Raw genomic sequence first — 22,819 nt, 5'->3', positions numbered from 1 at the left:
TGTGGGACAGGTGCGGCCACCGCTAGACTCGGCTGCGAATGGAATGGACATGATGAAAGTAGGCACCCGAACGTGACCAGCACAATCGGATTGGGGATGCCCGCTGCACCGGCGGCTGTTCTCGCGCCCCGACGCAAGACCCGTCAGTTGGCGGTGGGCAATGTCGGTGTCGGCAGCGATCACCCGATCTCGGTGCAGTCGATGACCACCACCAAGACCCACGATGTGAACGCGACCCTGCAGCAGATCGCGGAACTCACCGCGTCGGGATGCGACATAGTGCGGGTGGCCTGCCCGCGCCAGGAGGACGCGGACGCGCTGGCGATCATCGCTCGTAAGTCGCAGATTCCGGTGATCGCCGATATTCATTTCCAGCCGCGCTACATCTTCGCGGCGATCGATGCCGGGTGTGCCGCGGTGCGGGTGAACCCCGGCAACATCAAAGAATTCGACGGCCGGGTCGCGGAGGTCGCGAAAGCGGCGGGCGCGGCCGGGATCCCGATCCGCATCGGCGTGAACGCCGGTTCGCTCGACAAGCGGATGTTGGAGAAGTACGGCAAGGCCACGCCGGAGGCGCTGGTGGAGTCGGCGCTGTGGGAGGCGGGCCTGTTCGAGGAGCACGGGTTCGGCGACATCAAGATCTCGGTCAAGCACAACGACCCGGTGATCATGGTCGAGGCGTACCGGCAACTGGCCGCGCGGTGCGATTACCCGCTGCACCTGGGCGTCACCGAGGCGGGACCGGCGTTCCAGGGCACGATCAAGTCCGCGGTGGCCTTCGGTGCGCTGTTGTCGGAAGGGATCGGCGACACGATTCGGGTGTCGCTGTCGGCGCCGCCCGCCGAGGAGGTCAAGGTCGGCGGGCAGATCCTGCAGTCGCTGAACCTGCGTCCGCGCAAGCTGGAGATCGTGTCGTGTCCGTCCTGCGGACGCGCGCAGGTCGACGTGTACACGCTGGCCAACGAGGTGACCGCAGGGCTGGAAGGCATGGAGGTACCGTTGCGCGTGGCCGTCATGGGCTGTGTCGTGAACGGGCCCGGCGAGGCGCGCGAGGCCGATCTGGGTGTGGCTTCGGGAAACGGCAAAGGCCAGATCTTCGTCAAGGGGCAGGTCGTCAAAACCGTCCCCGAGGCGCAGATCGTGGAAACCCTGATCGAAGAGGCGATGCGTATTGCCGAGGAGATGGGCGAGGACGCAGGCACCGGCGAACCGGTCGTCACGGTCAGCTGAGCGAAACCCGCGTACCTGGGCTTTCGACGCAGCCGTTCCGGATCGCGTCGGATCGTGGCAGGCTGTCACCGTGCGGAGTCTGCTGGAACCGACGCGCCGGAGTAAAGACCTCCCTGCGCGGCAGCTCGCCAACCGGGACCTGGCGCAGGTACTCCGTGTTCTGGATGCCGATCCGATTGCCTCGTGCATGATCGCTGCCCGGTTACAGGAGTTCGGCCTGGACACCCGCTGCGGCCATGGCGAACTGTGGAGCCGGGGCGGTCCCTCGGTATCACTGTGTTTCTCGGGCGCGAATCTGGTGCCGTTGCTCGGCGACCACGACGCGCTGCGCGCCTTCGCCGACCGCGCGATCCAGTGGCCCCGAATGTGTTCCTCGGTGGTCGGTCGCAGAGAGCTGGCACTGCCACTGTGGGAGATGCTGTCCGATCATTGGGGTCCGGAACGAGAGGTGCGCGAGCAACAGCCGCTGCTCGCGCTCGCCCAGCCGCCGCTGGCCACACCCGACCTGGCGGTTCGCCGGGTGCGCCCCGACGAACTCGATCGCTACCTCGTGGCCGCGATCGCGATGTTCATCGAGGAGGTCGGTGTCGATCCGCGGGCGAGCGACGGCGGGCGTGGCTACCGCCGCCGGATCCAGAGTCTGATCGAATCCGGGCGGGCCTGGGGCCGTTTCGAGGATGGCGAGGTGATCTTCAAGGCCGAGGTGGGTTCGCTGTCTCGGCGTACCGGCCAGATCCAAGGAGTGTGGGTGCATCCGGAACATCGGGGTAAGGGGCACGGCACAGCGGGCACCGCATCGGTTGCCGGCGCGGTGGTTGCCTCCGGTCGCACCGCGAGCCTGTACGTGAACGACTACAACGAGACAGCCCGCCGTGCCTACAGCCGGGTCGGCTTCCGGCAGATCGCGACCTTCGCCACGATCCTGGTCGACTGAGCGCGGATCGGCGCTGCGAGTCCGGCCGAATTCCGGAGCGCCGCAGGCGTTTGCCTGACAGTGGCGGCTACGATCGGTGCCGATGCCGACACGGATGGTCCTCTCGCTCACGGTCGTGGCGCTCGCGGTCGCCGCGGCCGGTTGCTCGAGCGAGCCACGCGGTCCGCTCCCCGTTGCCGACGCGTTCGTCGAGGCATTTGCCCGGAAAGATGTGGCTGCCGCCGCCGAATTCACCAATCTGCCGGAGAAGGCCAGCGGCGCACTGCGTTCCGCGTGGGACAAGCTGCAGGCCGAACAGCTTGTCGCGCGCACCGGCGCGGCGCGGGTCAGCGGTGATACCGCCACCGTCGACTACACCTACGAGTGGCGGCTGCCCAAGAATCGGACATGGCGCTACGCCGGGCAGTTGCAGATGGGCCGTAGCGACGGGCGCTGGATGGTCCGCTGGACCTCATCGGACATCCACCCCAAACTGGGCGATACGCAGACCTTGGCGTTGCGGTCTGCGCCGGCGCCACGGGCAAGGGTCAACGAACAGTCCGGCAGTGATGTGCTGGTGCCGGGCAAGGTGTCCCGGGTCGCGTTCACCGCGGCGCAGGCCACCGACGCAAAGGCGGTGGCTACCGCCTTGGCCGCCGCGCTGAACCGCTTCGACAAGTCGTTGACGCCCGAGTCCATCCTCCGTGCGGCGAAGGCCGCCACCGGCGCCTACACCGTCGCGCAACTGAATGAGAACGAATCCGGTCAGGTGAGTACCGATCTCATCGGACTGCCCGGCGTCACGCTGACCCAACAGTGGGACCTGATCGGCACCGACCGCGATTTCGCACCCGATCTGCTCGCCCAAGTGCGCAAGACGGTGATCGAAGAGGTGGACGGCAAGGCGGGGTGGAGCGTGGTCACCATGAACGCCAACGGGGTCGACACCGATCTGCTCACCGAGGTGCCCGCGCAACCCGCGCCGTCGTTCTCGCTGAGCATCGACCGCAATGTGCAGAACGCCGCCCAGCGCGCCGTGGACCCGCGTACCGAGCAGACCATGATGGTGGTGCTTCGCCCGTCCACCGGCGCGATTCTGGCGGTCGCGCAGAACAAGGCCGCCGACCGGGACGGCCCGATCGCGACGATCGGCCAATACCCGCCCGGCTCGGTATTCAAGACGGTCACCGCCGCCGCGGCGATCTCGACCGCCATCGCGACACCGGACACGGTGCTACCGTGCCCGAGCGAGATCGTGATCGGGGAGCGAACCATCCCCAACTACAACCTGTTCACCGTGGGTAGCGTGCCGATGGCTACTGCCTACGAACGGTCCTGCAACACCTCGTTCGCCCAACTCGCCAGTGAGCTGCCGGGCTCGGCGCTGCATGACGCCGCCGCGACACTGGGTGTGGGCCCGCGCTATTCGGTGGTGGGACTGCCAACGGTGTCCGGCACGGTGCCCCCCGCCGACAATCTGATCCAGCGCACCGAAGACGGCATCGGGCAGGGCAAGGTAGTGGTCAGCCCGTTCGGCATGGCACTCATGGCGGCGACCATCGCGCGTGGCTCGGCGCCCGTGCCCTATCTGATCGCAGGGCGCCCGACCGAGATCGATGGTGATCGTCCCGCCCTCGCTCCCGACGTGGTCGACGGGCTGCGCGCGATGATGCGCCGAGTGGTCACCGGTGGCACGGCCGAGCGGATCGCCGATCAGGGTGAGGTGTCCGGCAAGACCGGCGAGGCCGAGGTCGACGGTGGGTCGCATTCCTGGTTCGTCGGCTTCCGCGGTGATATAGCCTTCGCGACGCTGCTGGTGCGGGGCGGCAGTTCCGACAACGCGGTCGCGGTGACGCGGGACATGTTCGCGGCGCTGCCCGCCGGGTATTGACGCTTTCCCCGGCCGGACGGCCAGGAGCCGACGATCACGTCGCGCCGGTCGCGGTACCCGTCGCCGCGGCGTCGCTGCGTCGGGTACGAGGTGGTCACCGCACCGACTCAGAACACGCCGTTCTGATGACGAGCTTCCTCGGGAATGTCCTGCAAGACGGTTGCGCGAAGACTCGTCACCGCCGCGATGCGCATGCTCGACGAACTCGGTGACGACCAGGCATCTGTCGATGCGGGCGGTGGCTCGTGCGATCGGCAGCGCCGCCACGTCGGTCTATCTCCATTTCGCCGACCGTGATGCACTGGTGCTGGCGGCGCTGAACCGGCGCCACGAGGACCTGATGCAGGCAATCGATGACGCGCAGGCGCGGCAGGACGATCCGGTGTCGGCATTGCGCGCGCGTACGCTGATTCTGGGTGAGTGGGCATATCGGCATCCGGGTCTGTACAAGGTGCTGCACGACCACTCTCAATCAGCGGACCGAGATGGCGTTCAAGCGGGAGTTTGCCGACCGCACGGTCGCCGCGGTGCGGCGGTGTATGGAAGCTGACCTGATTCCGGTCGACGAGGGGGCGGCTGTGGTTGCGCTCGACCTGCGCGCAGCCGTCCACGGTGCGGTGTCGATGCGGCTCAATCAGCCGGATCAGCCCTGGCCGCCGTTGTGCAGGACCAGATGGAGAGGTTTCTCATCAAGCTCGTCGGCGCGGCGTCGCCACCACGCTGAGGTCATCGCCGCTGCGAGAGAGTGCGCGTCCTCGGCCAGTACTCGACCATGGACAGCGCGGGCGGATGGCCTCTGAGCTGGCACTTTTATCCGAAAAGGGTGGTGTCCGGTGTGCCGGGCGGTCATAGGCGGGCACCTCACACAGTGGCTTATGTGGGGTGACTAGGTAGCCGCTATAGGTATATCCATCGGTATCTGCCGATGCGCGGTACCACCCCTATTCGTCAACTATTGGTGATTGTCAGGATTTGTGTTCGATGGCCGGAAGGATCGACGGGTGCGACGCGGACAGAGTCAGGTGGGCGGGCGTGGTTTGCCGTTGGCTCATCGTCCGCTGCGGAACGCACGGCCGGTCCTGTTGTCGATCGCGGTACGAACCCCTGGGGCCCCGATGTCCATGACGTTGTCCCGTACACAGGTGAAATGTCGGTCGATATCGGATCAGCACGCTCCGAGTCCTCGTTCCGCGCCGATCCGGCCGAGGGGAGAACTGCGATGACCAGCGCAATCGTGCGGCCCGGCGAGCAGCCCACCCACTCGGAATCCTGGCCGGTGACCGAGGACCGGACGCCGGATTCACACCGGCTGAGGTCGGTCTGCGAGGCAGACGATCTCGGCTGGAACGACACACCCATCCACGATGTGGGTACGTGGCAACAGGATCTGTGCCACATCCGGGTGCGGTTCACGTGTCCGTCGTTGGAATTGGACTACCAGGACTACCGCGAGGTGGCGGACCGTTTCGCCGCAGTCGCCCACAAGGTCGGCGCAGACGTCACGATCGATGACGAACTGTGCGACAGTCGGCCTCCCCTGCCCTGTCGCAGACTCTGGACCTGAACCCATCGCCACGGACGCTTCGACGGCCCGATCGCGCGGCTGGATCGGGGGAGGCGCCCGACTATTTCCGTGACCGTGGGCTACGTGGTCGCTGCCCGGTTCGGTGTGGCTGTCTGGTTGCCTCGGTCCGAACCTCGCTGATCTGGTCTTCGGGAACGAATCCGATGATGTCATCGCGTGAGGCGATCATCAGTTTCTGGAGGACGGCGGCCATCTGCGCGTCGACGGTCCTGCGGGAAATTCCTCGGCGGGCCGCGATCGCGGTGTTCGTCCATCCCGCCGCTGCCAACGCCGCAACCTCCTGCTCGGCTGCCGACAGTTCGCCCCAATGCGAGAGGGTGTTCTCCCGGGCGGGGTGGTCCATCGGCATCTTCTCGATGGACAGCGTCCCCAGCGCCAAGCGCTGCACTTCACAGAGCTCGGGGCGTAACCGGGAGCCTTGCTGCTGTGCGGTGGCGAACGCGTCGGATCCGAGCACTTGGCGAGCGACGTCGACAGCCTTGCTCGTTTCATAGGCAACGGGGCTCAGGACGTCGATACTGACACCCAACTCCGCGGATAAAGTTGCCGCTGCGCCGGCAAGTTGCGCGGTCTTGGTGGCCAATCTCTCCAGTTTCATCGAGTCGGTGCTGCCCGCCGCGATCGAATCGGCAATGATCTGCGCCAACGACCATATCCGGACATGTACGGTCCACACCGCGCCCCACTGGTCGTGCACAGCCAGTTGGTGTGCAAGTACCGCGTGCCCGATCGTCAACGCCTCCGTCGGATCACCATGTTTGGTCAGCGCGATCGCCACGGGCAACTCGGCCCATGCCTTCGACCACGCTCCGGTGTCGGCGGCGTGCTCGAGGTGACGCCGTGTGATTTCCATGGCCTGTCCAGCGGATCCGAGAAGGCTCGCGGCCAATGCCTCGTGCCATTCGCTTCTCGCCTCGCCGCCGCGCACGCCGTGCGCGCGGTACTTGTCCAGAGCCCGCGCCAACACCGGGATAGCCCTCGGATCGCCGTGGGCGAACATCAGTTCCACGCCCCAGACGAATTCGACCGGAGCGGGAAGCCCGATGTCGTCTTCGGGGGTGCGTCGCCAGTTCTGTCTGGTCTTCGGATCATCGATGCACGCGCTCACGCAGTCCTCGAGGATCTGTTCGGCGTCCTCGTTGTTGCCTTGGAGCAGGGAAAGCCAGCCGACCAAGGTCATGGCCTCGACTTGGAGCTCGACGGGCTGCGGGGTCAGTGTGCGGGTCGCCTGCAGTGCGCGTTCGGTCCAGAGCAGCAGTTCTCGCAGTGAGCCCTTGAAAAAGGATGCTCGCAGGGATATCAGACCTGTGGAGATTTCCAAGCCGAGGACCGGGTCGCCCGCGGCCAGGCTGGTCTCGATCGCGGTCATGATGTTGTCGCATGCCGCACGCGCCCAATTCAACAGATCCTGCTCGGCGGGACTGTACCAATGGCGTTGTACATGAACGACTTTGTCCCGATAGTAGCGGCGGTGACGTTGTTCGAACCGCGCTGGTTCGTCGACCTCGTCGGTGGACCGTTCTTCGAGCCGTTCCCGGGTGAACAGGCGAATACACTCCAGCATCGAGTAGCGCACCGCGCTCGGCGTGATGTGAGCGGTCACCAGCGACTGGTCGACCAGACGCTCGAGCAGGCCTTCGACTTCATCAGCCGCCACACCTACCGCGATCTTTCCATTGTGATCAGGTTCGGGTGCCGGGTCGGCGCAGACCGCCTCGATGGCCTCCAGATCGGCGCCGACATCCAGGGACGAGCAGGTGTGGTCTTCGGGGTTGGTGTCGTAACCTGCGGCGAACACCGACATGCGGTCCAACAGCAGCTGCTCCTTGTCCGAACACAGGTCATAAGACCAGGCAATGACGTCACGGATGCCCTGATGCCGTCGTTCGGCGCCCACTCGCGGTCCATGTGACCATCGCAACCGTCTGTCGGTCGCCTCGCCGGACAACTCTCGGACGATCATCGCCAACGGCTGCCGCATCAACCGCGCCGCCGCCAACCGCACGCACAGGGGGTGATTGTGCGCACGACCGCAGATCAGGCCGACCACCGTCCCATGATCGGCGTCGGTGACGGGGTGACCGGTGAGTTCGGCACGCTGCTTGAACAAGGTCACCGCCTCTTGCCGGGTCAGCGGGGGAACCACTACCACGTGTTCGTCGACCCAGCCGATCGCTTCACGGCTGGTGGCCAGGATGGTCAATCCCGGTACCGCCGCGAGTAATTCCGCGATCACCTGTCCTGCGCCGGTGAGGACGTGCTCGCAGTTGTCCATCACCAGTACCGTCTGCAGGGTGTGTCCCGACTCGTCGGTCCTGGTCAATGTATCGACCAGCGCCTCCCACCCCGACCGTCCCGAAAAGTCGGCCTCGACCACCGATGCCGTCGCCTCTTCTTCGATCGCCACCGCGTCGGCGCCTTTGGTCAATCGGGCCAGTCGCACCCAGAACACCGGGGTATTCCTGGCTTTGCCGAACCGGCTGACCGCCGCGGTCGCGAGCCGCGTCTTCCCGATCCCACCCGGCCCGACCAGGGTGATCAACCGAGTCGAACCCACCAGCAACGCGCAGGTCTTATCGAGCTCCGGACCACGACCAACGAAACTATCCGTTGTCGCCACCGGACCCCTGGCACGCTCACGGTGCGTCGCCGACATATCGCCCCAGCCTAGTCGCCCAAATGCACCGCACGCTATCTCCGGGCAGACCCGGCAGCCGGTTCGTTATCACGTGTGACACAAGCGCGCGGATCTTCTGGCTTCGTTACCGAACTGGTTTGCGGCCGGGCCGGCGAGGGCTGAGTTGATCATGGTTCGCGGTCGGTCGAGTCCTCGGTGTGGTCTGCTGTGTCGGGAACGCCCAACCTTTCGGCGGCCTCCTGGGTTCGGTTGCGGCAGGGATTCGGTGGAGTTCAGGCTCGCGATCTCCATTGTCGAACTCTCAGCGATGGGAATCCGACATCGAGGAATATGCCGGTGCGCCAATATGATTCGGCCACACTCCACGCCGGATCTGGTGGTGTCCTGCCCGGCCGCGCGGAATCGAAGAAAGGCAATGGATGCGCTCGAAATGCGGCTGCGGAGTTCGGTGTGGCGCCGCAACAGTTGTGCACCTCCGGCGACAATGAGTAGATCGCGGATCTATACGGACCGGAACTTCGTGCTCCTGTGGTCCGGAAACGCGTTATCGCTGATGGGATTTCACGGCGTCCGAATCGCATACCCGATGCTGGTGCTGGCGGTGACCGGTTCGCCCGTCGCGGCCGGTTGGGCAGGGTTCGCGCTGAGCGTGCCGGGTTTGCTCTTCCAGATTCCGGCAGGCATGCTCGCCGACCGCGCCGATAGGTTGCGAACCCTCGAGATCTGCCAGGTGGTCGGGTTGGCCGGCACTTGTCTGGCCGCCGCGGCGACTACGATCCGGCCTCCGGGTCTGGGGGTGATCCTCGCCGGCACCGCGTTCATCGAGGGAAGCGTCTACGTCTTCGTCAGTCTGAGCGAACTGGGCATGGTGCGGAATCTGGTCTCCGTCGACCAGCGGCCGGCAGCGTTCGCCTTCCTCGAGTCCGAGCAATCGATCGCCAATCTGGTCGGGCGTGCGACAGGGGCTGCGATGTACGGTGTCGCTCGCTGGCTGCCGTTCATCGCCAATGCCGCGTCCTACATCTATTGCGCCGCTGCGCTATCCCGGATTCGACCGAAGCCGGCGGAGGCGGAATCCGCGGACTCCTACCGTGCGACCGGGCGAGAGATCGTGGCCGGTATGCGCATCGTCTGGGCCGAACCGCTGCTGCGAACCTCGACACTGCTGATCGGAGCCTCGAATGTCATCATCCAAGTTGTCCTGCTACTGATCCTGGTGGAGCTGAAAACCGGTGGTCGGCCGGCCTGGACCACCGGTGTCGTGCTGGGCATGTCCGGGGTGGGCGGAATCCTCGGCGCCGCGATGGGCCCATGGATCACCGACCGTTTCTCCGCGGAATGCGCCTATCGAGGGGCACTGTGGATGTGGACAGCGCTGCTCGTGCCGATTGCGTTCAGCGCCAACCCCATTGTGCTGGCGCTGTGTTGGTGCGGCATCGGATGTGTCGCCGTCGCCAGCAACATCGCATTGACTGTCTATCGGGTGTCCGTCATACCCGAGCGGGTTCTCGGTCGCGCTCTCGGGACCATGTCGCTGGTCTCCGAGGGGGCAATGGCGCTCGGCGCGCTGAGTGCGGGCTACCTGTTGTCGGCCGTCGGGATCGTTGCCACCCGGTGGGCACTGCTTGTCGCGATGCTCGCCCTTGCGGTGCGCGGGAGCACCATCAACGCAACACAACCCGAGATGGTACTGGGTCGTGTGCGGTGACAACGGCCGCCATGCGAGTATCGGCCGGCTTCGCAGTCAATGTCGAAGCCGGCCGATAGTCTCGACTATCTCACCCGAGCGGCGGCGGAGCGAACGGCGGCGGCGCCAACGGCGGCGGGGCCATCGGCGGCGGAACGATCATGCCGGGAGGGGGCGTCATTGTGCCGGGCGGCGGGGCAATCTTGGTCATCGGAGGTTCCTTCCTCTTTGATCAGCCTGAGGCGGGTTATGCCCCAGGCAGTCTCGGAACTCGGGCGGATTTCCCGCCTGAGTACACAGGGGCGGGCATTCAGAAGAAATGCCGCCGGTTAGAAGTGTCAGTTATTCCATTGGACTGACGACGTTCCGATTGCTGTCGGGCATATTCACGAAGGCAATGCTCGAGCGGACCGTATCTTGCTGTTGCCGAGGTAATTCGCCTCGCCGTAAACAGAATGGCTCATCGAGGCCTCCGCTTCTTCGGTCGAGCAATGTGTTATCCATTGTGGCCCAGTCGATCTCGCGCAAGCTTCCCATTTCTGGGTATAGGGCGCGCGGATCTTCGCCGAGTTCTGGCGTTTCCGGAGGTCAGCTACGTGCGGGTCGGCGGATCGGCGCGCGTTCCGGTTGGCGACCAATGGCCCGCCGGCCCAAAGAATCGGCACTCCAGCCGCACTTCGTTATGTTGTGCAATAACAACTTTCGACGTGGCGATCAATGGGATTCGACCACCGGAGTTGTCGGGGCCGGGTGCTCTGTTCGGACAGGTAATGGCGCATTTCTCTCGGGCTGAACCGCGTCGCGGGGTTCCGGTGCGGGGCCTCGGGCGGCAAGAATTGGTGGACATTTGCGGAAGCCGCTGGTGCACCGCATCGAACGGAAGGTGGTGGCTGGCCGACGATGTGGGGTGGATCGCCCACGGTCGTCCGTGACGGTGGGTACGCGTACCCACCGAGCGCCCGTGTTCTCCCGGCGGTGTGCCGATCGCCGAGGCGACGGGTTCGGTCCATGACGGTGTGAAATCGTCAGGGGCGCAGCGGCAATGCTCTGGCAATGCGTGTCGTCGAGAACTCCGGGTCGAGGTGGTCCCATGTGTACGCGACCGGGAGAGTCGCCTATCGGTCGATCGGAGCGGTTTGCCGGAGTCGTGGGGTCGGTGACCGTGCCACGCGCTCAGGCCACCTCGATCGGCGCCGGCGGTACTCGCGTGGAATATCCTGTCTTGCACACGGTTCGAACTGGACAGTGTCCATACGAGAGGTTGGGTAATCGGCTGGGCAGGCGCGTCTCGACCGGGCCGAACACCCAGCTGCCGACGAAGATAGCGATTGCGTAACAAAGTGCGGCTCGAGTATCAATCTTGTGGCTGCTCGGCACATTTTCGATGACGGCCAGGTGTAGCGACGCGGATCGGACCCAGTCCGGTCTCGGGTGGTCGGCTCCGTGCTGACTTTCTCGAGGCCCATGTGCGTTCTCGGGGACCTCGGTACGCCACGCGAGAGAGGTAACCTCGCCTGGAGTGGGCTGCTTGCCCGGCGTGCGGAGCGGGTCCGGTGACGCTCGATGGACGAAGTCGTCGGGCCGGCCTCCTAGTAGGGCCTGGTTGGTTCGGAGGATGGTCACCCCCGAACTCGCCGCGGCAGTAGTCGGTGGGCCGGTCGGCCCCGCCCTTCTCCGCGACTGGATGATCCGACTCGGCGGCGACCGCCGCTGGCCCGGCCGCATGATCAGCGCGACCACTCGGTTACCGCGGCAATCCGCCGGATCGGGCGGCTCCTGTCTCCGATGCTGCCCTTTTGTCCCACCGGATGGGCCATGGAATGTGGCCCGACCTCCGACCGACCGTCACGCACCCACTGTGACGATCGGCCGGTCGAACCCAGCCGACGTAATCGAGACCGCCGGGCGACTGTTTCGCTTCTGCCCGCTATCGACCGGGTGTCCGATTACTGGCTTGTCGGGGGCCAACGGACTGTCGAAGAACGGGACCTTCGTCAACAATGGTCCGGAGACTCGACTACGGCGATACGATTCGCGGCGGGAATTCGGTGTTCATTGTCGAAGGCGGTCCGACCGCCGACGATGAAATAACGATCGCGCAAGTCGTCCTGCCGACTCGGAATTCACTGACCGACGACCGGTATCTGTTTCCGGAGGCGCAGTGTCGCCCTGGGATTGCTCGGTCTGTGTATTCCTATCCGGTGTCGAACGTTGGATTGCCGTCGATCTTTGTCTGCGTATCTCCACCGCCAGACCCATATGCGGGCGTTATTTCGATTCCATCGCGCAGACTCGCCCGAGCCAGAACTTTCTGGTCGAACACGAACTCGGGCGCGCCATGATCGCCGATGACGCGGCGCAGGCTGGAATGCTGCGGTGGTGCCCGAGTAAGTAATACCGCTCGGACGGCTAGGTATCCAGCTAGATCGGGTGGAAACCCGCGCCGACGCCACCTCGCGCGTCGGCGTCGTTGACGACGGCGGTGATGTTCGACCCGAGTTGTGGTCCCAGGCACGGCACGGACAAGTATCCATTGACCATGCCGACGAGCACCGTTCCGACCACGACCGGACCGCCGGAGTCACCGGGAGCGACGCATATCTGCGTCAACGTCGAGGTGTTGGACTGCAACACATCGCCATAGGTCAGTCCGCAGGTCTGCCCGGTGGCGAATCCTTCCTTACAGGCGATATCCGGAAACCGCGCAGGACCGCCCACACTGGTGATCGTCGTGTTACCCACCCGGTTCACCGGTATGACCCGGTCGGGATCGAACACGATGACGGCGTAGTCCAATTCGGTGTTCGTGTAGGCGAAGGTGCCGACAACGCCGGCGTCGCGGTTGGCCTCGGCAACGACCGTGGCGCCAGCATCACCGCAATGACCTGCGGTGAACCCGACCAGCCGACCTCCGGAATCGTGCCCGATCGTCGTGAGCGTGCATATGCGCTGGTCATTGACAACGATGCCGGAGCCGCCACCCAGAACGGCCGGACTCGCGGCGTGCGCGATAGCTCCCTGCGCCCCGATCAGCGCTGTCCATGCCGCGAATGCGGCGGCGGCTCCCGCGAGTTTCTCGAACATGTCCCATCCAATCTCTCGAATGAACCGCAACCATCCGTGCGGCGCGAACAGCCTTTGCTCATTCTTCGACAGGTTGGCCGACAAGGCGGCAATGCATCATCGTCACGCGTGTTCTGTGCCCGTGGAGCCTGTGGTGGGTGTGCGTTTCCAGTGCGGACACCCACGTCGACGTCGCCCCGCGATCACACCTTGTGCAGCGTCGCCGTGAGATGTTGTTGCAGCGGCTCGCCCACGGCAGCCATGCGCAGGGTGTAGTCGATCGTGTCGCCGGACATCCGGATCGAGCGGCCGAGGGCGGTCACGAGTTTCGCGGTGGTGCTGCACCCGATGTCGGTGGAGTCCAACTCCAGACACAGCCGACCGTTGTCGAGCGTGAGCGGGCCCTCGCAGATTTCGGTGATCCCCGTCGGGTGGGCGAGGATCAATTCGACTCGGTCCGGTCGCGGGCAGCGCAGATAGCCGGTTTCGGAGTGCAGCGGGCGCCTGTCGGCGGTGGCTCGGGTCTTCTGTCGATAGGTGAGGAAAGGGCGTCCGAGGTGGCCGAACCGTATTTCCTCGACATAACCGAATGGCTCAACGGTCGAGTAATCACCCTGCCCGCTGCCGCGCCAGGTGCCGAGTAGCGGCGCCAGCGGGGCGATATCCGGATGCAGAGCTATCGGAGGATGGTGTTCGACCACGGCGAACAGCCTAAACCCGTGCTTCGCCGGGCGCTCGAATACTCACCAACTTACTGCACGCTAAGGTTAGCGTCGCCTAATCGCCAAGAGTGGTGATGGTCGGAAAGGAACGGGAAAATTGAACGGACGGTGGAGTGATTCGCGCCTGGACGGTGCACTGCGGTCGCGGGCCGGAAAGGGTCTGCGCCATGCATCGGTGCTGGGCGTCGCACTGGTCGTCGTCGCCTGCTCGAATACGAACGAGCCGGCACCGGGCCTCGACGGCAACAGGTACGTCCAGTCCAATCTCGCGTCCAACAACACCGAGTTCAACGCACAGTTCACTTTTCCCGGCATGGTGAACGCCCGCGGACTCGCCGACCGACCGAAAAGCGCGGGCGGGCACCTCTTGGTCGGCGCGGGCGGTTCCTCGTTCCCCTTCGTCGGTGACGTCACCAAGTCCGCGGATCCCCAGGTGCGGAAACTCTTCCAGGACCCACTGACGGCTGTCACCATTCCGGGCGCCGACGCCGACACCTCGGACACCAGCGCGGGCAAGATCACCGGGGTCGTGGGCAACCCGGCGCCGATCACCTCCGATCTGTTTTTCGTGCATGACCAGCCGGTCGACGTGGACGGCGCGCCACAGCTGCTGAACGGCTCGGCCCGCTACATCTTCGCCACCGATTCCGGCAAGCTCTCGGCGTGGACCGAGCAGGGCTTCGAAGGACAGATCGTGCGCCGCGACGGCCCGGCCAACCTGGTCTTCGACGGCCAGTCGCAGGGCATGCAGTTCTTCGGGATCGCGCTCGCGCCCTCGGGTGACAAGCTGCTCGCCGCCGATTTCGGCGCTGACCCGCAGGTGCGGACGTTCGACAAGGACTGGCAGCTGATTCCGACCGTGGGCTTCGCCAACCCGTTCGCCACCGGCGTGGCGATCGATGCGTCCGCGCCGGACAAAGGCAAGAAGGCCAAGCCGGGCGACCCCGCGCCGTTCAACGTCGCCACCATCGGCGACCGCGTGTTCATCACCTACGCCGATACCCAGCCCGACGAGAAAGACTCGACCGCTTTCGACGCGGGCGAGCAGGATTCGCTGGACAAGGACGAGGAGAAGGACGCCAGCGGTAAGCCGGACAAGGGCAAGGTCGCCGAGTTCGACGCCAACGGCAAATTGGTGCGCATCCTCGTCGACGGCAAGCGGTTGAATGCCCCGTGGGCCGTCGCCATCGCGCCCGCGGAATTCGGGCCGCTGGGTGGCGCGTTGTTGGTGGGCAACTTCGGGGGCGCGGGACACGTGGTGGCTTATGACGATGCCACCGGCACGTTCATCGATTACCTGCGTGACGGCGCGGGCAAGCCGGTCGCGGTCGAAGGTCTGTGGGCGCTGATGTTCGGCAACGGCGAGAGCCTCGGTGACGCCGACTCGCTCTACTTCACCGCGGGGCCGCACGACGAGAAGGACGGTTTGTTCGGCAAGTTCCGTGTGAAGTAAGCCGATTCAGCCCAGCGGACCGCATCGAACGGTGTGGGCCGCTGGCTGCTACCGGCCTCCGGTCGGGGCCGATACCCGGCGGTCGGTGCACCGATCGTGGATTGCCGACTCGACCTCGTGCACTGCCGTGCGGATTATGGCGCCGTAGCCGTCGTCGGTGAGGGTGTGCAGGCTGGCGCGAGCGGCGTCGATCTCTCGCTGCGCGGCGGCGAAGGAGCTCAGCCTGCGGTAGGCGTCGGCGAGGTTGAGATGCAGTGAGGGGTAGAAGGCGGCGACGCGCAGTGACCCGGCGTAGCGGCTCGCGCGATCGTCGGACAGGCTGTCAGCGGCATCCAAGGCACGGACATCCCAGGTGAGCGCTTCGGCCGCGTCATCGTAGAGGTCAGCCAGGTAGTGGGCGAGGGTACAGCGGTGCAGTGGGTCGCCCTGCGGTCCGAGCGAGGCCCACAGGGCGAGCAGGGACTCGCGGGCGAGGTCGGGACGACCTTCGTGTCCGAGGGCGACCGCTCGAGTGATCGCGGTCATGGTCTCGTCGGTGCGGCTGGTCATGGTTCTCCGGTCGGTCGTTCGGGCATGGTCATGGTGGTGCGGTAGCGGATCGGGGACGGGTCGACGGTCGGGCCTTGCGCCGGCGGTGATCGGGTGGGCGCCGGCAGCGGGCATGGTCCAGCCTCGCGCAGCGGTCACGTGGTCGGTCCCGCGAGAGTCGATGGCCGAGTGGGCATGGCCAGGGTGGTGAGGGCGCCGTCGGTGGCCGAGCGCAGGAGCACCGGCTGGTCGGCAGCGGCGATGTCGAGCATCAGATCGGGGCCGAGAGCGGTGCGGACGGTGGGGAGCAGCGTCGCGGGGTCGAAGTACACGGTGAGGGCGGAGCCGGTGACCGTGGCGGGCAGGTGGTTCTCCGACACGGTGATGCCGGTCCGGTCGATCGCCAATTGCACGGTGGCTTCGGTTTTTTCGAGTATGCCCAGCAGCTGGTGGCGGGCGACGACCGCCCTGGTCCGCACCGGGCCCAGTCCGGACAGCACGGCACGATAATCCGGGAACGGCGCGTCGATGACGGTGGAACGCTGTTCGGCGTTGCTGCCGATCAGGATCAGGGCGTGCTCCGTCGGAGTCGCGATGATCTCGTCCTCGCCGCGCAGCCATGTGGTGATCGCCCCGAGTTCGTCCGGGTCGAGTACCCGTGACCATGCGTCGCCGCGCCCGCGGTGCGCCGCCACGCTGCGCGTGCAGAGCCGGTACCGGTCGGTCGCGGTGAGCGTGAGGACATTCGCGGCGGCCTCCACCAGAACGCCGGCCAGCACCGGGATCGCCCGCGTGGTCGCGGCGGCGGCGCGGACCTGCTCGAGTGCCTCGGCGAGGGCCGCCGCGGACACCACGACGTGCGCGCCTGTTCCGAGCGATCGCTTCACCGTCGCGACGACGCGCGCGGCGTCGCGGGCCCGTCGTGCCAGTTCGTCCAGGTGGTCGTCGAGGAGCTGGTGTGCCTGCGCGGGGTCGCCGGACAAGATTCTCGTTATCGTGTCCAGCGGCAGGTCGATCGCGCGCAACTGCCGGATGAGCGTCGCGCGTTCACGCTGCGCCTCGGTGTAGTAGCGGTATCCGGTCAGCGGATCGACCAGCGCCGGGATCAGGAGCCCGCAGTCGTCGTAGAAACGCAGTGCACTCGCGGTGAGCCCACTGGCGCGTGCGAGGACGCCGATCGTGATCAATCCTTCGGATGCCGAACCTGTCACCCGGCCATCATGGAGTCTCAACCAGGTCGAAGGTCAAGCGCGGCGGTGCTGCGCGACTGGCTCGGTCGGTCTGCGCATCGCGCGGCATCAGCTGTCACCATCGCGACCGGTCCGACGCGGCTGCTAGTGCAGCACTGCCTGTGCTGCGTTTGCCTGACTCGCCAGGGAGTGGCCGTCATGTCGGATCAACTTGTCATAGCCGCAGTAAATAGATCATGATCGACCGGATACAGTGCTGTCACTGAATATTTGCTATGACGCCAATTGTCGAGCGGGTGCGTGATCTGAGCTCGATCGGCGGGCTGCCGATCTCGGGTCACTGTCGGCAGGTACGGACGATAGACAAGGTGCCGGGAAACCGGCGTGGCAGGGCGTCGACGACGCGACCGGTGCACACGCGACCGGATCGCGCCCGCCCGAGTCGGGATGGGAGCGCTCGAGTGACACAGACCGCCGATGACCGGGCGATTCCCGGAAAAGAACTGCTGCTCGCGGCATTCCGTGGCCTACCGCATGGCGATCACCCGATGCTGGAGGCCGCCGGTGAACTGGCCCAACTACATCAGGTCCGCGAGCACACCCCGGTCGTCCGATCCGCCAAACTCGACCGACGGAGACAACAACTGGCGCGCGGTATCGACCGCTGGATCACACTCGCCACCCCGGTCCCGCGTGCTGGCGCGCCGGAACACACCGAGACGGTGGGCCGGGTAGTGGATCGACTGGCCATACTCACCGCCCAGGCGTTCGTCGCCCTCGCGTACGCGCCCGAGGCGGTCTTCTACGACACCTGGATCCAGATCGACGAATTGGCCGACGGCTATCAGGATCTGATCGATGACCTGCGTGTCGGAATCAGACGATTACCCGAGGAACGCTACGACCGCTGGTAGCTACTTGCCGCGCCTGAACCAGCGGAACGAGCGTCGGCGCCGTCGGGGCAGCGTCGCGTACACCAGGGTCATGTCCGCGAACACCTCCGCTTCCCGCTCGTGATCGGCGTCGAATTCGTCGCGGCCGAGCACCCGTTCGATCGAGTGCGGCGAGATCGAGGGCAGGATAACGGCCACCGAGGGCGGCAGCGAACCGCCGCTGCCGCCGTCCTTGCCGTGCTCGAGCAGCATGTGCCCGATCTCGTGCAGGATGATGTGGTCGGCATGACGGCCGGTGGCATCCGCGTCGTACACGATAATGTCATCGTGCTTGCGGGCTACCCATAGACCGCCGATACCGCACCCCGTCTCGGCCAGCATCGTTGTCGGCACTGGGTGCAGGCTGATCGAGCGGCCACGGTGCGTGGCCACTGCGGCGAGATACGCGGTCAGGTTCCACGGGTTGGGGAGGGGCACCGTCCGGGTCGCGTCCCCGAAACGGGCTTCCATGCTGGTCATCGGCGCTCACCTTACCCATCACGCACCGACTAGTCATCAGCTGATCCGGACAATCCGTTCACGCGCGGTTCGCTGGCGGATAGCGTGTTCGGTCGCTGGGGCAGCGGATCGTCCGCGCGTTTCAGCGTCTGTCTCGTCGATATCCAGGTAGTTCCGGCCGAACGGCGACTCGAACCGGCTGATCGGTGTCATCCGGAGATCGACGCGCCCCGCGACCCGCGGAAGGCGGCCCGGTCCTGGCAAACCGGGGCGGGCAACCGGAAGATGACTGCGTGCAGACGAGATTGCTCATGGGCGCGGCGCGACCGCGGACCGCGACGATCGCGCAGTGGTGGGTGCTGACTCGCCGTCTGGTCAGGCCTGCGCTGCGCAACGGCGAACTGCTCACCGCCGTGCTCGCCCCCGTCTTGTTCACCCTCGGGTTCTACGTGCCGCTGCGCATGGTGATGAACGTGTACGGGCACGGGCTGAGTAGCTACGCCCAGTTCCTCATGCCGATGATCGTCATGCAAGCGGTGGGCTTCTGTGTGAGCAGCGCCTCGTTCCGTGCGGCCAGCGATGCCAGGGACGGACTGAACGTGCGATTCGGCGCCATGCCGATGGCGTCGGCCCTACCGCTGGCGGCCCGGGTCACCGCGGCGCTGTGCCGGGGAGTGGTGGCGTTGGTCGCGGCTCTGGTGTCCGGCACGGTGATCGGGTTCCGTTTCTACGGAAGCGCGCTAGAGACCGTCGGATTCCTCGCGTTCGCGGTGTTGATCGCGTTGGCGCTGAGCCTGGGCGCCGATCTGCTCGGCAGCCTGTCCAAGAGCCCGGAGGCGGCCACCCAGTCGCTGCTGTTGCCGCAGTTGATCCTCGGCATCGCGTCCACCGGGCTCGTCCCCGCGACTGATTTCCCTTCCTGGCTCCAGGGTTTCGCGCGCAACCAGCCTATCTCGCAGTTCGTATACGCCCTGCGGGCGCTGGCTGGTGACCCGTCGGGCAACGCGGGCGCGGTCGGATGGCCGGTCCTCGGTCCGCCGTTGGCGTGGGGGGTCGGCTCGCTGGTGGTCTACGGCGGCGCGGCGGTGGCGGTATCGGCGCGGAGGTCAGGATGACGGTGACAACAAGGGGGACGGTGGCGGAGTTGCCGATGGTGTTCGGCCGCACCGAAACCGTGTGGCGGCTGGTCCCGCAGACACTCATTCAGACCCGGCGGCTACTGCTGCGGTGGCGGCGCGATCCGCTGACGATGGTGCAGTCGCTGATCTTTCCCGCGTTACTGCTCGTGGTCCTCGATACTGTTCTCGGAAAACAGATTTCGATGTTCTCCGGGGTGAGTGCGCTGTACGGGTCGGTGCCGATGGTCGCGCTGGTCGCCGTGATGTCGGGGTCGGTGGCGGGCGCGGTCACCCTGGGGCGCGAGCGGGAACAGGGGCTGCTGGCCCGCTTCTGGGTGCTGCCGGTACACCGCGGCTCCGGGCTCGCGGCGCGGATCGCCGCCGAAGGCGCCCGAATTCTGCTGTGCACGCTGGTGCTCTTCGGTGTCGGCGTAGCGCTCGGCTTCCGGTTCGAACAGGGTCCGCTCGCCGGGATCGCGCTGTTCGGCGTGCCGCTGCTGTACGGTCTGGGTTTCGCGACCCTGGTCACCGCGGCCGCCGTCTACAGCGCGAAAACCGCTCTGGTGGAAGCGGTCTCGCTGGGCACGTCGCTGATGATGTTCTTCAGTACCGGGTTCGTACCATTGGCGGCGTATCCGTCCTGGGCCCAGCCGATCGTGCGGCACCAGCCGATGACCTACGCGATCGAGGCCATGCGCGGGCTGTCGCTCGGCGGGGCGGTGCGGGCACCGCTGCTGGCGACGATCGCGTGGACGGTCGGCACTCTGGCGCTGTTCGGGGTGCCCGCCGCGATCGGATACCGGAGGGCCAGCCGGGCCTAACCCATCCGGGTCGCGGCATCGATGATCATCGCGGCGGAGTCCCGTGGGCTCAGCGCCATGGCGCGCAACTGGTCGAAAATCACGCCGAAGCGCCGGATTTCGTTGTGCCCTTCGATCAGCTCGTCGCGCGCGATGCCCTCCACGTAGACCAACTCGGGGTCGGCCGGATCATGGAAGTCCAGGACCGTGAAGGAGCCCGCCATGCCGGGATGAGCGCCCGCGTCGAAGGGGAGTATCTGCAGGATGACATTCTTGCGCTTGGCTTCTTGTAGTAGGCGGTCGAGCTGACCGCGCATCACCACCGGCCCACCGACCGTGCGACGAATCGCCGCCTCATCCATGACGACCCACAGCTCCAGCGGATCCTCCTTGGCGAGGTTGGCCGCGCGGTCCATCCTGGCCTTCGCCCTGCTTTCCATGACCGACGCTTCGAGCTTCGGCATCGAGGTTTCGATCACCGCTGTCGCGTACTCGTAGGTCTGCAAAAGCCCTGGGACGATCGAGGTTTGGTAATGCCGGGCCGAGAGCGCCTCGGCCTCGAAGTTGATATAGGCCGCGTACACCTCCGACACGCTGCCCTCGTACGCGCGCGACATTCCGGGCTTCAGCGCGTCGGACAGCAGCTCCAGCGCGTCCTCGCGCTGCTCGTCGCCGATGCGGTACAGATCGAGCATCGCCATCAGCGTGCGGCGTTGCGGACGGGCCTGCGCGGTCTCGATCCGATACAGGGTGGTGACGTTGATCCCCGTTTTGGCGCTGACCTCTTCCTTGCTGAGCTGAGCTTGTTCTCGCATCTCGTGCAGCATCGCCGCGAGACGTCGTAATCGGACGGTCAGGACGGTGCGCTTGCCTGCCATCAAAACCCTTTCGGTGTGCGCACTGGAGGCGTCGGACTACGCGGTGCGCACAGGTGCTGCCGCTGCATGGCGTGCAGCAGTCTGCGACGGAAGCGTGGTCTCAGCATCAGAGACTACCTCCAGTGATCTGCCGTATGGTCAGTGCTGGTGCGGCAAGGCCGACGGTGGTCGGCCGCACGTATTGCGTTGGTCGGCGCGACGAGTGAGAACGGACGGAAAGGACTCAGCCGGCCTGTTCGCAACCGGGATCGCCTACCGCCCTGGAAGTTCGACTCCGATCGTCGGAGTCCGTGGAATCCGTGCAGGTGTGGTGCTGCGGACGGTTTCGGCGGAGTGACTGTCACGCGCTGGTGGCGATCAGGTGAGCCCGTGCGCAAAGCCACTGTGATCTGGCGGGTCGGCGCGCCGTGGCGTGACCGCTACTGCGTACGGTCGCGTGTGTCTGCTGTCCAGCATGTGGTGCGAGATAGTTGCCATAACGAGATATTTCTACCCAAATCAATGATCATGGCCGATTTACCTGGATGACTAGAGGTGTGCGGAAAGTTTGCTCGACACATTTTAGTGACCGTGTTTTGCGTGCTTCGCGCGGATGGCGAGGGATAATCGACGCGTGACGGGGATGGATCGTCTTGCAGTGCGAAGCGCGGACGCGGTCGAGCGCGTCGTAGCGGGCAAGCCGCAGAGCGTCGGCAGTTTCCGCTTCTGGTTCGACGACCAGAGGTGGGAGTGGTCCGACGAAGTCGCCGCGATCTACGGCTACGCCTCGGGCAGCATGCAGCCCAGCACGGAGCTGTTGTTGTCACATAAGCACCCCGACGATCGCGAACGAGTGGCGCAGTCCATCGCCGTCGCCGTGCGCACCGGCGAGCCGTTCTGCGGCCGCCATCGAGTCATCGATACCGCCGGGCAGATCCACCATGTCATCGTCGTCGCCGACCGCATGCTCGATGATCGGAACGAGGTGGTCGGCACGACCGGCTATTTCGTCGACGTGTCCGACACCATCGAAGAGAACCGGCAGGAGATCCTCGACGACACCTTGCCCGAACTCGTCGAATCCCGGGCGGTGATCGAACAGGCAAAAGGTGTGCTCATGTTCGTCTACGGCATCAACGCCGAGCAGGCGTTCGGCGTCTTGCAATGGCGTTCCCAGGAAACCAACACCAAACTGCGGACCCTGGCGCTGCTGCTGGTCGACCAAATCCTGGCCATGGGTGGCGGCCCGGCGACCTTGCGGACCAGTTTCGATCATCTGTTACTGACCTTGCGGTCCGATCACGTCCCGCCGAATTGAGCCCGCCGGGCCGCGGCGGTCAGCTCACCGATTCGGGGACCGATCCCGCTTCGGTCAACTCTTCGAGCAACTCCGCCTGCCCGGCGACCACTCCGGTCAGGATGGCCGGGTCACCATCAGCAGCTCCGCCACTCGCGACGAGGTCAGCGCGTAGGAGACCGACAGCCCTTCGCGGCGAGCCGTGACCAGTCCGGTGCGACGCAGGATCGCCAACTGTTGGGACAAGCTGGCCGGCTCGATTCCTACCTCCGGCAGCAGTTCCGACACGGCGTAGTCTCGCTCGCTGAGCAGTTCCAGTACTCGAATTCGCGCCGGATGCCCCAGCGTCTTGAAGAAATCTGCCTTCATCCGATAGAGCGGCTGGCGTGCATCGCCCATGCTGTCCTCCACTCCCGAATGCTCGCTGCCATTACTTTCTGACCTTAGCAACTTTGC

At 65.7% G+C, this 22,819-nt stretch carries 18 protein-coding genes and 1 pseudogene; 11 read left to right on the top strand and 8 right to left on the bottom strand.

What is annotated here, in order from left to right:
* The first annotated feature begins 72 nt into the window (after positions 1–72).
* The 5 genes from ispG to AB0B25_RS21395 all read left to right on the top strand — a co-directional run bounded on the left by ispG (position 73) and on the right by AB0B25_RS21395 (position 5,598).
* Entirely contained in the window at positions 73–1,230 is a 1,158-nt protein-coding gene (ispG, locus tag AB0B25_RS21415) for a flavodoxin-dependent (E)-4-hydroxy-3-methylbut-2-enyl-diphosphate synthase (RefSeq protein WP_357182171.1), read from the top strand.
* 70 nt (positions 1,231–1,300) lie between these two features.
* Positions 1,301–2,164: a GNAT family N-acetyltransferase gene (locus AB0B25_RS21410; protein WP_357182169.1), complete on the top strand. Its 864-nt coding sequence runs from the start codon at positions 1,301–1,303 to the stop codon at positions 2,162–2,164.
* A gap of 82 nt (positions 2,165–2,246) precedes the next feature.
* A complete protein-coding gene (locus tag AB0B25_RS21405) occupies positions 2,247–4,034 on the top strand; it encodes a penicillin-binding transpeptidase domain-containing protein (RefSeq protein WP_357182166.1) in 1,788 nt (595 codons plus the stop codon).
* A 208-nt stretch (positions 4,035–4,242) separates the two neighbouring features.
* On the top strand, positions 4,243–4,584 hold the full coding sequence (locus AB0B25_RS21400) for a TetR family transcriptional regulator (protein WP_357182164.1): 342 nt from the start codon (positions 4,243–4,245) through the stop codon (positions 4,582–4,584).
* Between the two features lie 669 nt (positions 4,585–5,253).
* A complete protein-coding gene (locus AB0B25_RS21395) occupies positions 5,254–5,598 on the top strand; it encodes a hypothetical protein (RefSeq protein ID WP_357182161.1) in 345 nt (114 codons plus the stop codon).
* A gap of 61 nt (positions 5,599–5,659) precedes the next feature.
* On the opposite strand, the gene AB0B25_RS21390 is transcribed toward AB0B25_RS21395, so the two are convergent.
* Entirely contained in the window at positions 5,660–8,275 is a 2,616-nt protein-coding gene (locus AB0B25_RS21390) for a LuxR C-terminal-related transcriptional regulator (RefSeq protein ID WP_357182158.1), read from the bottom strand.
* Between the two features lie 151 nt (positions 8,276–8,426).
* Here AB0B25_RS21390 and AB0B25_RS21385 point away from each other — a divergent pair, with 151 nt between their 5' ends.
* A complete protein-coding gene (locus tag AB0B25_RS21385) occupies positions 8,427–9,965 on the top strand; it encodes an MFS transporter (RefSeq protein ID WP_357182156.1) in 1,539 nt (512 codons plus the stop codon).
* A gap of 2,400 nt (positions 9,966–12,365) precedes the next feature.
* On the opposite strand, the gene AB0B25_RS21380 is transcribed toward AB0B25_RS21385, so the two are convergent.
* Positions 12,366–13,028: a serine protease gene (locus AB0B25_RS21380; RefSeq protein ID WP_357182153.1), complete on the bottom strand. Its 663-nt coding sequence runs from the start codon at positions 13,026–13,028 to the stop codon at positions 12,366–12,368.
* 182 nt (positions 13,029–13,210) lie between these two features.
* Positions 13,211–13,708, bottom strand: coding sequence for a peroxynitrite isomerase (locus AB0B25_RS21375; RefSeq protein WP_357182150.1), 498 nt, complete (start codon positions 13,706–13,708; stop codon positions 13,211–13,213).
* Positions 13,709–13,919: 211 nt separating this feature from the next.
* On the opposite strand from AB0B25_RS21375, the gene AB0B25_RS21370 reads away from it, so the two are divergent.
* A complete protein-coding gene (locus AB0B25_RS21370; protein WP_357182326.1) occupies positions 13,920–15,182 on the top strand; it encodes a TIGR03118 family protein in 1,263 nt (420 codons plus the stop codon).
* A gap of 48 nt (positions 15,183–15,230) precedes the next feature.
* Here the strand turns inward: AB0B25_RS21370 and AB0B25_RS21365 are convergent, their stop codons facing one another.
* Positions 15,231–15,731, bottom strand: coding sequence for a hypothetical protein (locus tag AB0B25_RS21365; protein ID WP_357182147.1), 501 nt, complete (start codon positions 15,729–15,731; stop codon positions 15,231–15,233).
* A 134-nt stretch (positions 15,732–15,865) separates the two neighbouring features.
* A complete protein-coding gene (locus tag AB0B25_RS21360; protein WP_357182144.1) occupies positions 15,866–16,921 on the bottom strand; it encodes a MerR family transcriptional regulator in 1,056 nt (351 codons plus the stop codon).
* Positions 16,922–17,361: 440 nt separating this feature from the next.
* Here AB0B25_RS21360 and AB0B25_RS21355 point away from each other — a divergent pair, with 440 nt between their 5' ends.
* The gene (locus AB0B25_RS21355) at positions 17,362–17,814 is read left to right on the top strand and encodes a DUF4254 domain-containing protein (RefSeq protein ID WP_357182142.1); all 453 of its coding nucleotides are present in this window, start codon (positions 17,362–17,364) and stop codon (positions 17,812–17,814) included.
* Here AB0B25_RS21355 and AB0B25_RS21350 read toward each other — a convergent pair whose 3' ends face one another.
* Positions 17,815–18,312 carry a hypothetical protein gene (locus AB0B25_RS21350; protein WP_357182139.1) on the bottom strand — a complete coding sequence of 166 codons (498 nt, stop codon included), beginning with the start codon at positions 18,310–18,312 and terminating at the stop codon, positions 17,815–17,817. It abuts the gene before it with no gap.
* 272 nt (positions 18,313–18,584) lie between these two features.
* Between AB0B25_RS21350 and AB0B25_RS21345 the strand changes: the two genes are divergently transcribed.
* The gene (locus AB0B25_RS21345) at positions 18,585–19,406 is read left to right on the top strand and encodes an ABC transporter permease (RefSeq protein ID WP_357182136.1); all 822 of its coding nucleotides are present in this window, start codon (positions 18,585–18,587) and stop codon (positions 19,404–19,406) included.
* A complete protein-coding gene (locus AB0B25_RS21340; RefSeq protein ID WP_357182133.1) occupies positions 19,403–20,230 on the top strand; it encodes an ABC transporter permease in 828 nt (275 codons plus the stop codon). Before AB0B25_RS21345 ends, AB0B25_RS21340 begins: the two co-directional genes overlap by 4 nt.
* Here AB0B25_RS21340 and AB0B25_RS21335 read toward each other — a convergent pair.
* On the bottom strand, positions 20,227–21,087 hold the full coding sequence (locus AB0B25_RS21335) for a helix-turn-helix transcriptional regulator (RefSeq protein ID WP_357182130.1): 861 nt from the start codon (positions 21,085–21,087) through the stop codon (positions 20,227–20,229). The genes AB0B25_RS21340 and AB0B25_RS21335 overlap by 4 nt on opposite strands.
* A 637-nt stretch (positions 21,088–21,724) precedes the next feature.
* On the opposite strand from AB0B25_RS21335, the gene AB0B25_RS21330 reads away from it, so the two are divergent.
* Positions 21,725–22,384: a PAS and ANTAR domain-containing protein gene (locus tag AB0B25_RS21330; protein ID WP_357182128.1), complete on the top strand. Its 660-nt coding sequence runs from the start codon at positions 21,725–21,727 to the stop codon at positions 22,382–22,384.
* Positions 22,385–22,403: 19 nt separating this feature from the next.
* Here the strand turns inward: AB0B25_RS21330 and AB0B25_RS21325 are convergent.
* Positions 22,404–22,762, bottom strand: a pseudogene (locus AB0B25_RS21325) (metalloregulator ArsR/SmtB family transcription factor).
* Positions 22,763–22,819: the final 57 nt, after the last annotated feature.

It is taken from the genome of Nocardia sp. NPDC049190 (assembly GCF_040648115.1).
GTDB lineage: Bacteria > Actinomycetota > Actinomycetes > Mycobacteriales > Mycobacteriaceae > Nocardia.
The sequence above is the reverse complement of the archived record's forward strand: the minus strand, read 5'-3'. Positions and strand labels throughout refer to the sequence as shown.